The sequence below is a fragment of the Rhizobacter fulvus genome (genome assembly GCF_964020785.1).
On sequence record NZ_OZ224516.1, the window covers coordinates 371,697 to 384,721 of the forward strand.

Annotated in this window: 9 protein-coding genes; 3 read left to right on the plus strand and 6 right to left on the minus strand. The window is 60.7% G+C overall.

Translation table 11 applies throughout. The features are described 5' to 3' along the window. Positions 1-138 precede the first annotated feature (138 nt). The 6 genes from ACWH49_RS01785 to ACWH49_RS01810 all read right to left on the minus strand — a co-directional run bounded on the left by ACWH49_RS01785 (position 139) and on the right by ACWH49_RS01810 (position 8,796). Positions 139-1,314, minus strand: coding sequence for a hypothetical protein (locus ACWH49_RS01785; RefSeq protein WP_448169886.1), 1,176 nt, complete (start codon positions 1,312-1,314; stop codon positions 139-141). Beyond that, on the minus strand, positions 1,311-3,230 hold the full coding sequence (locus tag ACWH49_RS01790; protein ID WP_448169887.1) for an ORC-CDC6 family AAA ATPase: 1,920 nt from the start codon (positions 3,228-3,230) through the stop codon (positions 1,311-1,313). The genes ACWH49_RS01785 and ACWH49_RS01790 overlap by 4 nt, the downstream gene beginning before the upstream one ends. Further along, the gene (locus tag ACWH49_RS01795) at positions 3,231-4,445 is read right to left on the minus strand and encodes a phosphoribosyltransferase-like protein (RefSeq protein ID WP_448169888.1); all 1,215 of its coding nucleotides are present in this window, start codon (positions 4,443-4,445) and stop codon (positions 3,231-3,233) included. A gap of 17 nt (positions 4,446-4,462) precedes the next feature. Then, positions 4,463-6,400 carry an HAD hydrolase family protein gene (locus tag ACWH49_RS01800; RefSeq protein ID WP_448169889.1) on the minus strand — a complete coding sequence of 646 codons (1,938 nt, stop codon included), beginning with the start codon at positions 6,398-6,400 and terminating at the stop codon, positions 4,463-4,465. A 17-nt stretch (positions 6,401-6,417) separates the two neighbouring features. Further along, entirely contained in the window at positions 6,418-7,074 is a 657-nt protein-coding gene (locus ACWH49_RS01805) for an NADAR family protein (protein WP_448169890.1), read from the minus strand. 192 nt (positions 7,075-7,266) lie between these two features. After that, positions 7,267-8,796, minus strand: coding sequence for a Fic family protein (locus tag ACWH49_RS01810; protein WP_448169891.1), 1,530 nt, complete (start codon positions 8,794-8,796; stop codon positions 7,267-7,269). 587 nt (positions 8,797-9,383) lie between these two features. On the opposite strand from ACWH49_RS01810, the gene ACWH49_RS01815 reads away from it, so the two are divergent. The 3 genes from ACWH49_RS01815 to ACWH49_RS01825 are packed head-to-tail and all read left to right on the plus strand — an operon-like array spanning position 9,384 to position 12,978. Next, positions 9,384-10,505 carry an ATP-dependent nuclease gene (locus ACWH49_RS01815; protein WP_448169892.1) on the plus strand — a complete coding sequence of 374 codons (1,122 nt, stop codon included), beginning with the start codon at positions 9,384-9,386 and terminating at the stop codon, positions 10,503-10,505. Next, positions 10,460-11,320: an ATP-dependent endonuclease gene (locus tag ACWH49_RS01820; RefSeq protein WP_448169893.1), complete on the plus strand. Its 861-nt coding sequence runs from the start codon at positions 10,460-10,462 to the stop codon at positions 11,318-11,320. Before ACWH49_RS01815 ends, ACWH49_RS01820 begins: the two co-directional genes overlap by 46 nt. Continuing rightward, positions 11,317-12,978 carry a UvrD-helicase domain-containing protein gene (locus tag ACWH49_RS01825; RefSeq protein ID WP_448169894.1) on the plus strand — a complete coding sequence of 554 codons (1,662 nt, stop codon included), beginning with the start codon at positions 11,317-11,319 and terminating at the stop codon, positions 12,976-12,978. The genes ACWH49_RS01820 and ACWH49_RS01825 overlap by 4 nt, the downstream gene beginning before the upstream one ends. The last annotated feature ends 47 nt before the right edge of the window (positions 12,979-13,025 follow it).

Sequence of the window (13,025 nt, forward strand, 5' to 3'; positions counted from 1 at the left end):
GCCCAGGGTCTGACTACTTTGGCGGATCATTATTCAAGTCGAACAGGCGCGGGACTCCGCCGGGCTAGTCTGAGCTGTCAGTCATAACGCTTTGAGACTCTGGAATCCATCACCTGATGCCAGAGCGCGATCGATCGATCACGCGTAAGCCTCGCCAGTGAGGACGATTGCCGTCACGTCAGGTTTGGATGCGCGCAGCGCAGCTAACGAAATGACATACCGCTTCGGCTCCGCGTACGGAATCGCAACGCCGTAGTCACCATTGACGATGTCGAGCTTCATTTCGTAACACGCGAGTGCGGCCCCCAAGGTGATCAGCTTGCTTGCAAGTGGGGTCACGACGAGACGGCAGCCCCCGATAACGCTCAGGCTTCGCTTGTAGCGCTTCATGGCGCCAAGAAGTTGGCGGTAGGCTTCAAACGGATTGCTCTCATGCGCGTACAGCACGTTGGTCAAGGGTGTTTCGCGAGCGTCGAACAGCGGCCCTTTGTATTCGATCAACAGCCGATCTCCTCGACGCGGATCCCTTGAAGGGTGAGGCAGCACTGGGCAGATCTCGGCCGAGGTCGGAATTTGGTCGTCCATCACCTTCTGCAACTGCGAAACGCGATTCTCGCCAAGCACCGGAAACCACACGAGCGGCCAGTCACGCGTACTCTCAGTCTGCAGCGCGCTGGCAAACCCGGGTATCAGGACCAGTTCGTTGCTTGGATCTTCCGATTGGATCTTGCTGTCGAGGTCGGCGTCCTCACCTACAAGAATCTGGAGGTTGATGCCTGACGCTGCCAGTGGGGCCGGTCCATCACGGTTCGGAACCAGTCGCTGCAACAGTGCGAGCATCAAAGACAAGTAGGCGATGCGGGGCAACGAGCTAACGTCGAGCACGATGTCCGTCTGGTCGCAGACTGCCCGCAGTACCTCTTCGGTTCCCAATCGCAACGCGTTACTAGCGCTGAGGTCGTCTTCGCCCTCGGCGCTGGATCCGATCATTACAGTTCGAGCCGTACCAATCGCCGCGAACTTCGCCTCCAGGGCGTTTGCGTTCGCGGTCGTTTCGTCTCTAAGCTCATCGCTCAGTTGGTAACCGCTGAAGGCGACAAGCAGCAATTCAGCCTTCTCGACCACGCATCCCGACGACGTAACGCTGCCGATAAACCGATCCATCACGGCCTGCGCCCGCAGATCGAACCCCCGCCCGCCTACATATAACAGTCGGATGCCTTTGCCGGCGAGACGCCGCTGCTGGTACATCTGATCCCACATGTCCTGTACTTCCGCGCCGCGGCGGAACACGTAGCGATTCCACAGTGTCATCGCAGCATCTCCAGCGACCGACGCTTGCTGGACACAGACGGCCGATCCATCCACCCGATCAGGGTTTCGGCCGAGACGTCTTGCCAGCCGCCATATTGCAATGGCAAGTCGTGGTACGCACAGAGCGCGCGATTCAGGTAGAACACGGTACCTTCCTCCCGTGACGTGCTGGCTGCACTGTCGCGCGTCGTCAGCAGGTTTTCGGCGACGCATTCCGCCAGCACACGCCCCAGCAAGGCATGGGGTTCGGATGTCTTGGCCTGCTCGGAACGCAGTCTGCCCAATTCATAGCGTGTGAGCCGGATGCCCGTGACGCCGGGCGCGTACGACGCCGCGATCTGGAATGTCTTGTCCCGGCAGAAGAGCCCGATTGAGTCCAGCAGGCCTTGCGCTCGCGTACCCTCCGTGTGGCTCTTGGGAATGAAATCACGCTTGCGTTTCGCGGCTTCCTTAATACGTCGCTCCTGCTCAGCCGGGGACAGTCTCGGGTCGGGCTGCTTCCGAAGCACTTGCTTGGCTTGCATCCCGTCGTAGAGACTTGCCGCTATGGCAAGGAGTTCCTCGACATTGGTGGTGGCCAGCGCGCAGAGCCGATCGACACCGTAGTAGTAGGGAAGCTTCAGGTCTTCGTGGCACAGGATTTCAGCGGCGGCGAGCACCTTGCCGTCGCGCTCGTCCAATTCCTCTGCCGGAAGTGGCGCGAGCTCAAGGCTCAGTTGCCGCCGCCCTTCCGATCGGGCGATCAGGATTCGTGTGACGTACAGCGCAATCAAGTTGTCAAAACTGACCGTCTTCTTCCCTTCGTCGGCGCGCGCGAGCCAATCCATGTAGCGGATGTTCTGATGGTGGCGCTCCATCTCCTTGTCGAAGATCTGCACTGCCTTCGCGAACTCGTCGCCGATGTCGTCAGGCGTCAGTTGATCTTCGAGGTACTGCGAAAACGCGCCTGCTGGAATCGCTCGCTGCACGTCCAGGCGGCGGTCAAGGATGCTTTGCGCGAACGTCGTGAACTGATGCTGCCCGCTCTTGCCGGCCCACATATCTTCCAACGGATAGTGATGAAGATCGCGCCCCTCGCGAGCCCCTTGTGAGATCAACGCGTCTCCCAAGGCGATGCTCCGCTCCGCCAGCCACACAGGGACCGCCGGGCGCAGTTCGACGAACTCTTCCAGCATCAGCGTCCGCTGCCTCTTGCGAAGCTTCTGGAGGTCATCGATCATCAGAAGCCGGCGCGGCGCTACAACCTTGTCCCCACGTAAGAAGCGGACACATTGAAGCCAGAGAACGCTTTCAAAGCGAACGTGCACGGGAAGGTCTGCCGAAGCGTCACCGACGAGCGAATCAAGCTTGGCGTACACCGCGCGCTCTCGCTCCTCTGCCCAGCGAACCAGTTCGATCGCCGACTCCGCTGCAGGAATAGATTTGAGGTCGCGGCCCAGGTCGTCGTACTCCAGCCGGATATCGATCAGCTGGTCGGTCGATGCGTGGCCGAGCAGCGATGAAAGGCTGCGCAAAGCTCTGAGCACGACACGGCAGTCCAGCAATGCACGAAACAATCCGGCCTGCGCCAACGACGCACCAGGCGGGAGGTCGGCATAGCCAGACGCGCATGACAGCAGCACCCCGAGGAACTGCGGCCCATCGGTCTCGTGCAAGACTTGGCGCGTCAACAGCCGTTGATACGACTCGTCTTGGCTGGCGCGGGCGTTCCAAAAAGCGCGCAACGCAGTTGGCGTGAACGCGCGCAACAAGGTGGTCTTGCCGCCACCAGGTGGACTGGTGAACAGATGCACGGCACCAGTGAAAGCATCCTCATGCAGCCTGTCGAGAATCTTTGGCGAAAACAGTCGTACGAACTCCTGATCGGACGTTCGTTCCGACATTCTTTCTAGAAATGGATTTGCCCGATAAGCCACTCAGAACTCCTTGTGGCGGCTGACCCGCGGGAACAGACCTGGAAAGCCGTGCGCCTCGGAGCCCCAAAGCATGTAGACCGAGTTGTTCGGGGTGTTGTGGGACAGCACTACCGGCAACGCACATCCGGCGAAACCCATCTGCGCCGTGGTTGTGCCACCCACTTCGATGTGCTCGTCGAAGGCAAGCGGGTCGTAGTACCTGGGATTGTTCAGGATGGCCTGCAGGCTCGGCGGCACACCGTGCGTCAATCCCACTTCAGGTTCGATGATGCAAAGCACGCGCACCTGCAACGGCTTGTAGTTGTTCTCGGAAGTGAAGCGCTCCGACCAGTACTCGATGTGATCTATGGCCTGTCGCGTCGCGACATACAGCAGCAGGAAGACTTCGTAATGTGACGTATCGATCAGGTCACCCTCATGAAGCCGCTCGTAGATCTTCTTGATCTTCCCCTTGAACTTGCTCTTCTTGCTGTCGAAGCGGATGTAGGTGTTGCCGCTCCCCGAAAAGTCGTCCATCAACCATACCAGCGTGAACTTCGGCAATGGCTGTGAAGCAACTGGGACAGGTTTGACCCGCAGCAGGTCGATGAGGCTCTCGGCTGCAGCCTTTTCGCCAGCGTCGTACAGGCGCCAAATATCCTCGTTCCCCGGCGGCGCGATCTCCGGCTCCTTGGTGAGGGCCTTTCCAAGCGCTTCCAACATGTCTTCGGCCTTGGCCTCACCGAGTTCGTAGGCCTGCCAGATTTGCTCGTTGCTGATCTCACCGCTGCTGAAGCGGCGCAGCTCGTTGGTGCGCGCACCATCGCTCAATCCGAGATACAGCGACTTCAGCTGCAGTTCCTCGAATCGAGGGTCGCGACCGATCTCGCCCACCCGGTAGGTCGGAATGCCCTTCTCCTCGGCTACCAGGCGAATTCGCTCCTGAACGATGACATCGGGATACGCGTGCTGTACGAGGTGAGAAAGTTCGTTGTCCGACACGTAGACGAGCCGCTCGAGTACGAAGTCCAGGGCTGCAGCGCGGTCGGGCATGTCGAACTGGTTGAGCCACAGCGCCAAGCTCTCAACGAACCGCTTACCCGGGCCAAACCGCTGGTATCCGTCGTACTTGTAGTCCGCCAACAAGCGAAGAACTGGGACTTTGTCCAGAACAACGTCCTGGTCTTGCCAGCCCATGACCTTGGCAAGCAGATGCTGTGCGTTTTCATCTTTCATCGCTCGTCCGTCCCTCGTCAGGTGCTGAGCACGAAGCGAAATGATCCAGTCGCCGCATCAATCTCGGCGCGCTGGAGGTACCACAACGTGGCGTCGACATCTCGCTTGTGGTGCGGCGCCAGTTTCCATCCTCGATCCAGCCGCCGTGACGGCTGGTCAACGCTCAATGAAAACCGATGCTCCAGCAACGACGAGTCATTGCCGGGCCAAGCACCTTGGTCGCCCATGGTCACGACTTGGTACGGGTCGATGCTTCGCGCCTGGATCATGTTGGCTACGAGGTGTGCCTTGTTGACGTTCACCGCCAATACGTCAACCGAATGCTTACTGCGCACCACGGTGGATGTATCTAGACCGGCTTGTCGAAGCGAATCGGCGATCACGAACCACATGTTCTCGGCGTCGACGCCTTCCTTGAATCTGACGCTGATCTGGTGGGGGTAGGTCTCACGAACACACTCGATTGGTACGCCGAGGCCCTCCAGACGTCCAAGGATGCGTCGCACGTGGCTGAGAAACTCGTTGGTGATCACCTGCCTTTGGATGTCGTCGCCCAGCAGGCCAATCCAGCCGCCGTTGTAAAGACCCAGATGAACCTTCGACCAGAGATCTGATGGCAACACATCGCGCAGGTGCTGCTGGATCGAATCTCCTCGTCCGGACGCAACTCCCACGGAGATGCCCGCGTCTAGTAGACGCCTGAGTTGGTCGACGATCGCCGCGGTCGGCGGTACCTCCTTGCGCTGCGAACTGCAAAGCGTCCCGTCGTAGTCGAAGACGATGGCGCGAAACGACTGAAGCCCGAGAGCCGTCTCGAAGCTTTCCAACGCTCGACTCATCGCGCCACCGGAACCTATGGAGGGCCACCGCGCGCCAAGTACCTCGTACTTGGATTGCTCACCCCATCGCCCAGTTTCCTTGGGGGCAGGAATGAACAAGGGAAGGTCGACGTAGTACAGCTCCCGGCCGAACACAGGGACATGTGGCTTCGCAGGATCCTTCTGCAGCTCGCCAGCGATTAGCGACACAAGCTGCATCTGCGCCACTAGGCCCGCGAGAAGGTCCTGTGGCCTGGCGCCGCCGAGAAGCATCGTGCAAACAGGGACCCCGTCGGGCAGCAGTTGTTGCATGCGGGCCCAAAGCTGCTCCAACCCGGGTTCCACCAAGGCCAGAATCGCGCAGTCGTCAGGACGCTCTGCAAGCCAGAGGTGACGGCCATGAGCAAACGAACGAATGTCAGCGAGTTGACAATAGAGAAGCGCCGACTCGGCCAGTTTCGACTCCAGGTCGGCCGCGACTGGCTTGAGCAACGGAGAGAAGACGACGATGAGGCCCTTGCGAGGAACCGCTTGCCGCACGAATTCCCGGGCTGTGTCTAGCCACTCCGGAACCGAATTCGAGCCGATGCGTAACCGGTCGAGCGAATCAGGAAATTGGTCCGCATCGGCGTCCAGCGCGCCGTAGGCTCTGGCGATAACAACGGCATCCAAGAGAAGGCTGTTCGTCGCGAGATACCCGTCTTTCTTGGCCAATTCGAACACGTGCGGCGTGACCTCAGGCAGTTCACGAACGTGCTCCATCAACGGGCTAGCTGCTCGGTTGGTCAGTACGTGAACGGTGCGTGAGCTATGGCGTCTTGCGCGCTCGAGCGCTTCGATGATGTCAGGATTCTTTCCCTCGGCCGAAATCATGAAGACCGGGCTTGAGGCAGCGAGCGTGGGATTGCAGATGATTTCGAGTGGTGTCGAAGGTCGTGACACGCGGCCGGTGTACGACTCATGCAGGTTGCAAAGGAGTGATGCAACGGTGAACGAGCCGCCCGAACCCACGCCAATGATGCTCGCCTCCGCGGTGCTCGCGATCGCCAGCTTCAGGAGGTCAATCTTGGCCGACATCGCGGCGGAAAAGGTGTTGCCGAGTTCAGCAAGTTCGCCGTCGTAGAAAGTTCCGCTCATAGGACTGCTTCGATCGCCTATGCAGTGACCGGCGAGCGCTTCGAGGCCGCAGGCTTCTTCTCGCCGGTCGTTCGACGGGCCGCAGTGGCGCGCTTCGCCTTTGGCTTCGCGTAATCCGAGCGCAGTTCCATCAGCATGATGCCGAGTGTGTTCTCCCCCTTGCCGTTGACCTCGCCCCACAGGCGGTTGACGGCATTGCTCACCGTGCCGGCTTCGACGAGACGAGTACTTCCGGTCGACAGCAAGAGCTCCTTCAAATCGGCGTGTTGATCGAACTTGGCGCGCAGTACGGCACGCATGCGATCGAACTTGATCTGCGACCAATTTGGTACGACGTCCCATACGTAGAGACCGTGCGCTGCCATGGCTGCCAGGGACGGCGACGGAGCATTGAGAATCCATTCGCGAACGGCCGGCTTGCTCGCTTTGCCCGCCTGATAGGCATGTTCAGACGTCGGATAGGCGCGACCTTCGAATTCAATCTGCCTTGGGTAGAGATTGCTGAAGGCGCCATAGGGTTTTTCGTTGGCGCGATAGAACCGAATCGCGCCGTCCTGCACCTCGCGAATTGGAGCGGTCTTGCTTTTCGCGGGAACGGGTCGACGGGTCACGGCTGCCGCGACTACCGCGGTCTTCGTGGCCTTCGGGTTTGTTTTTTTGTTTGTCTTATTCATTGATGGTGTTCTTTCTGTTTCGTCCGAGGCTGAACCTGAGGAACTTTGGCCAAGACTGCTGCCAAACCGTCGTCGAGCAACCACGCGACTGAACCATTGCACCGCATTGACGAAAGGCCTCGTGCAAGGCTTCTTCGTCCGGACCGACGCAACAAATGTGGAATCGATCGATCGTCATGAATTCATAGCCGCTCATGGCTGCGCAAACGCCGCCTGGATGGCCGTCACGAGTTCGGCAGCAAGGTCCTCGTCTGCCAGCGCCGGAATTTCCTTCAGCAGCTTGTTCGACACCTTGCCACCGTTCTCCCGCACCGACCGGATGATTCGATCGATGTCACCGTCAGGCCCTTCGATGACCTGTTTGACGCGCTCGCGAGCCGTGCGCAGGCTGCGCAGGTAGCCTGCCTCCTTGCGCATTTCCTGCTCGATGGTCGATTGAACCACCTGGGCAAGGTACTCGACGTGGTCGGTCATGTCGGGGTAGCGCCAAGCCGACAGCGCGTCCTGATAGGCATCGAACTGCAGGTTGTAGTGCACGCCGTCCTCAGCCACCTGTTCCACGCCGAAGCGCCAGGCCTGTGCGTACTTGCGCATGAGCGGTCGCGAGAACAATTCAAGCACCTGGTCGTAGCCGCGCCGATTGACGACGGTGCTCGTGATCGTGGCTGACACAGGAAGGATGAAGGGTGCAGGGATCGCGCGATCGCGCCGCAGCACGTCGTTGATCAGGAAGCGCGAGATCCGGCCATTGCCGTCGGACATTGGATGGATGTACACGAAGCCGAACGACAGCACGGCGGCCCGCACCAGCGCGGAGGCTCCCGCCGTGCGAGTCGCAAAACCACGCAGGCCCGACAGCAACGCCGGCGTCTCGTCCCAGTGCGGTGCAATGTAGTGAACCACCTCGGTGAACCCGTCCATTTCGCCGACGAAGACCGGTGAGCGGCGCACGCCGTAGCGCGTCGCACGCGGCCCGAGGATCTGAGACTGCAGCTCGCCAAGTGCGCCTTCCGAGAGAGGATCCTCACCCTGCCCACAGCGTTGCTCCATTGCGGACGCGAAACGCCGCACGCGATCGACGTGCTGTTCTTCATGCTCGATCGCGAAGCTTGCCCGGCTTTCCTTGATCGTCAGCCAGACCGCGCTGCGCAGAAGCAGATCGGCACCGAACTCGACCTCCAAGTCGGACAGGTGCTGCGCGCAGTCGTACTGCTCGGCCTGCCGCACGCGTGCAGTGCGCAGCACCACTGGGCAGTAGTCTCGCGTGCCAGGCAGGTTGTCGCGCACGCGCCAGCGCGGATTGTTGGTAGGGCGGCTGGCTGTGAGGTAGGCCTCGTCGTCCAGCGCCGCGACGTAGTTGCCCGCGACCACGCCGGGGAACGCCAGGTGCCGTCCGGTTAGATATTCATAGAAGAATCCGGCACGGCGCGCATACTGGCCCGTTGGCTCGGCCGCAACCCAAGCCTCCAGATCCGCTGCCGGCGCCACGCTGAATAGGCGGGTCAGGAACTCCAAGTGGATACCCTCGTGCTTGAGAGCGAAGGTCAGGTGGCCCGCCAACGTGTCCGCAGGCCTTGCTGCGGGCGGGTAATATTCGTGCACGTACCCGTCCTCACGCACCGTGGTGCGGGACTTGGCGATAGTGCTGTCCGTCCGGAACGCCTGGAGCGGCGAGATGCCGTAGCGCTCGGCCAGCCATTGGTATCCGATCCACTCGGCCACTTAGACCCCCGGAGTTGTTCTCAAATTCGATTAACGTCCGCGGATTTTGATTACAAAGCGGCCCACAGTCAATAAATCGATTAAAGCTGACCGAGTCCCGATGCGCTGCCGTGCTTGTACCCGAGCGGACAGGCCACGCGAGTTCAGTAGGCGAAACTCTGCCTTGACGCTGTATGTAGCTGCCGACGCCCCTCCAGATCGATCCAGTATCCGGCGGGGGATCAGGTCAAGCGCCTGTGACACGAAAAGTTCCAGCGTGTCGCCCCTCGCAACGCTCTCTCGTCGCGACAGACTTGCTTTGCAAGGATTCCAACGAACTGGTCCTGCGCGCCATCGAGCCCGCATCGCTCACTCGACGCACGTCGCGCCTCCTTCCTCATCCCGATCGATGCATTCCTGATGGGTCCAGGCGATTGTCAAACGCATTTCAAGCTCATCGAGCTCATCGAGCCTCGACACCCCCGATAAGATTTCCACGCTCTACGACCGACTGCCATGCGCCCCAGGCCGCCACGGCGAATGCAGCGAGCTTCTCAGCCGATCTTCCACACAGAATCGGCCAACCAATCAAAAAAGAGGAAGACCCCGTGAAACTTACGCGGCTGCGGCTCAGCAACTTCCAATCCTTCGGGCCGGGGCCAACGGTCCTTGCACTCGAAGCCATGATCTTTCTGCTTGGGCCCAATGGCACCGGCAAGACGGCCGTGCTCCAGGCGCTCGCGCGGCTTTTCGGCTTCGATCCATCGCTGCGCCGGATTCGACGCACCGACTTCCACATCGATGCGGCCGACTTGGCCAAGGGCGACGTCGGACCGCTGACCCTGTGGGTCGAAGCGCAGTTCGAGTTTCCCGAACTCAAGAAGCCCAAAGGCAAACATCCCACCATTCCGGGGCACTTCGCCCACATGCAGCTGGGATCCGCTGACGGCATCGCCCGCGTTCGCTTCCGACTGACGGCAACGATGGATGAGGACGGGGACATCGAAGAGACGATGCACTACGTGGTGGAGGCCGACGAGCATGACGAGCCGGTCAAGACAGTGCCCGTGCAGAAACATGACCGCAACGCCATCCAGGTCCACTACCTGCCGGCACGTCGGGACCCCACCGACCACATCTCCTACGCGGCCAATTCCCTGCTGGGTCGAGCCCTCCGGGCGGCCGACTGGCAGGTCGAGCGCGAGAAGGTCGCCGGGCTTACGCAGGGTATCAGCGAAGCCCTGGCCGGCAACGCCGCCGTCGGCGGCATCGGCGAGCAGTTGACTGCACATTGGGCCGCGCTGCACAAGGGGATCTACTACGCGAGTCCCAGCGTGTCCTTCGAGCGCAATGAGATCGACAATTTGCTCCGACATCTGACCGTCGGGTTCACGCCGGGGCACGGCGAACGGATCGTCGACTTCTCGCGCCTGAGCGACGGACAGCAGTCCTTGCTCTACGTCTCGTTGGTGCTCTCCATGCAGGCCATCGGCCGCCAGGTGCTGGCCAAGAAGCTCGACGCGTTCGACGTGGACAAGCTACGCCCAGCGGTGTTCACGCTGGTGGCAATGGAGGAGCCTGAGAACAGCTTATCGCCTCACTACCTTGGTCGGATCATCAAAGCGCTACCGCTTTCTCCGGGCATCACGACGCGCAGGCGATCATTGCGACGCATGCGCCTTCATTGCTCAAACGCGTCGCGCCAGAACACATTCGCTATCTGCGGCTGAACAAGGAACGGAAGACGGTCGTCGCAACCATCGTCATGCCCGAGGCGACCGACGAGGCTTACAAGTTCGTGCGCGAGGCAGTCCAAGCCTTTCCGGAACTCTACTTCTCGCGACTGGTGATCCTGGGCGAAGGCGACAGCGAGGAGATCGTGTTGCCGCGCCTGCTTCAGGCCAAGGGCATCGCCGAAGACGACGCCTCCATTTCCGTTGCACCGCTGGGCGGGCGGCACGTGAACCACTTTTGGCGCCTGCTCCATGGCCTCGGCATTCCGCAAGTGACCCTGCTTGACCTCGACCTGGGTCGCCACCAAGGTGGTTGGGGACGGATCAGGTACGCGATTCAGCAACTGCTCAAATTTCCGACCATCAAGAGCGACCTGAGCAAGGACCATCTGGCTGGCCTTCCGAAATGGGACGGTGACGAGCCGATCTTGACGTCCAAGAACGGTCCAGGTTGGCTGAAGTTCCTCGAATCCGCGGGAGTGTTCTTCTCCGCCCCACTGGATCTCGACTTTGCAATGCTGCGGCAGTTTCCTGACGCGTACGGCGTCGAGGAGGAAGAGCTTGCGGATCCGGATGATGAGACCATCGCTGCGGCGCTCGGCAAGAGCCACGGAGATGTCGCTCAGTACAGCGAGGAAGAGCAGCAGAATTTCGACGCGTACCACCAGCGCTTCAAACTCAGCAGCAAGCCGGCGGCACATCTCGAAGCCATGGGTCAGCTCGACGACGCGACGCTCAACGTGGATATGCCGGACTCGATCGATCGGCTGCTGGACATGGTGAAGGCCAAGTTGGCGGAACTGCCGGAATGATCAAGCCCGATCACTGGCGACCGTCCGACGGGCTCAAGCTGGAACCCAACGCGCTGGTCGCCGCGCGCGAACCCGAACGCAGCTTGGCGTTAACAGCGGGTCCTGGGGCGGGCAAGACAGAAATGCTCGCGCAGCGCGCAGACTTCGTGCTACGTACAGGTGCCTGTCGCTATCCCCAGCGCGTGCTGGCCATCTCCTTCAAGGTCGACGCCAGCCGCAACCTCAAGGACCGGGTACGCAAGCGCTGCGGTTGGCAACTCGCCGCCCGGCTGGACAGCCACACGTTTCACGCGTTCGCCAAACGGCTAATCGACCGTTTTCGCCCAGTGCTCACAGGCAAAGATGCCTTGGACGCGGACTACACGATCGGCAAACCGAGAGTACAACGCCGGCAGATCGAGTTCGAAGACATGGTGCCCTTGGCGGTCCAAATTCTCCGATCCAGCGAGGTCGCTCGCAACGCCGTACGCCAGACCTACAGCCACGTGTTTCTCGACGAATTTCAGGACTGCACCACCGCACAGTACCAGTTGATCAAGGAAGCGTTCCTCGGCACCGACATCCGACTGACGGCGGTGGGCGACACGAAACAGCGCATCATGGGCTGGGCCGGAGCGCTGGAGGGCATCTTCCAACTCTTCGCCAAGGACTTCGATGCCCTGCCCCTCAACCTCTATCAGAACTTTCGTTCGCAGCCACGCTTGCGCCGCATGCAGAACGCCATGGTGAAAGTGATGGACCCAAAGGCCGCTGTACCGGACGCCGACTTGGCCGGCACTGGCGGTTCGGTCGAAGTCCTCGAATTCGAAGACAGCCAGCATGAGGCCGAGGATCTGGCGGACATGATTCAGACATGGATCGATGATGAGGGTTTGCCGCCCTCAGAAATCGCAGTACTGCTCTCCAAGCAACTCGAGCTCTACGCGGACCGGCTGATGGCTGAGTTGAGCGCGCGCGGCATTCCATTTCGCAACGAGCAAGCCTTGCAGGACCTGTCGGCGGAACCAGCAGCGCGGCTGATCGTCGATTTCCTGCGAGTCGTCACGGGCGAGCGCGAACCTGACGCCTATAGTCGCCTGATGGACGTGCTGTTAGCCACCGGAGCCGATGAGGACGCTTCTTACGAACTACGCGCTGGCTGGCACCGGTTCATCGACGACGCGCGCGATCGAATCCGCCAAGGCGCAGCCGCAGCGCCGACCTTCGACGCGCTGCAAGTTCTGGCGCAAGAATTCCTCGATCTGCTCGGGCGCGATGCCGTCGCAGCACTGTCGTCCGACTACGAGCGCGGCACCCGCTTGGACGAGGTCGTCGCGCAGACCTTTGATCGCATCAGGGAACTTCTCGGGCTCGATCAAGATGCAGCGACCTCCCTATCGCGGTTTTCTGAAGACAGTGCCGTGCGGATCATGACGATTCACAAGTGCAAAGGACTAGAGTTCGACTCCGTCATCGTGTTGGGCGTGGAGACACAGACGTTCTGGGGTGAACTTGACGCGGAACGATCAGCCTACTTCGTTGGCATCTCGCGCGCGAAACGGCGCCTGCTCTTGACGGTAGCAACGCAACGTGAAAGGCCTGAAGGGGCCAACCGCTACTGGAACGAGGCACGTTCACCCCATAAGGAATTTCTGGGGTACGCAAAGTCAACAGCATAGGCCTACGCTCGCGCGTACGCAGCCGCCAACTTTCACCTTGCGGAAGC

Coding starts and splice junctions, on each gene's coding strand:
- ACWH49_RS01800 (WP_448169889.1), bottom strand. CDS start 6,400: ATGAGCGGAACTTTCTACGACGGCGAACTTGCTGAACTCGGCAACACC.
- ACWH49_RS01785 (WP_448169886.1), bottom strand. CDS start 1,314: ATGACACTGTGGAATCGCTACGTGTTCCGCCGCGGCGCGGAAGTACAG.
- ACWH49_RS01825 (WP_448169894.1), top strand. CDS start 11,317: ATGATCAAGCCCGATCACTGGCGACCGTCCGACGGGCTCAAGCTGGAA.
- ACWH49_RS01795 (WP_448169888.1), bottom strand. CDS start 4,445: ATGAAAGATGAAAACGCACAGCATCTGCTTGCCAAGGTCATGGGCTGG.
- ACWH49_RS01805 (WP_448169890.1), bottom strand. CDS start 7,074: ATGAATAAGACAAACAAAAAAACAAACCCGAAGGCCACGAAGACCGCG.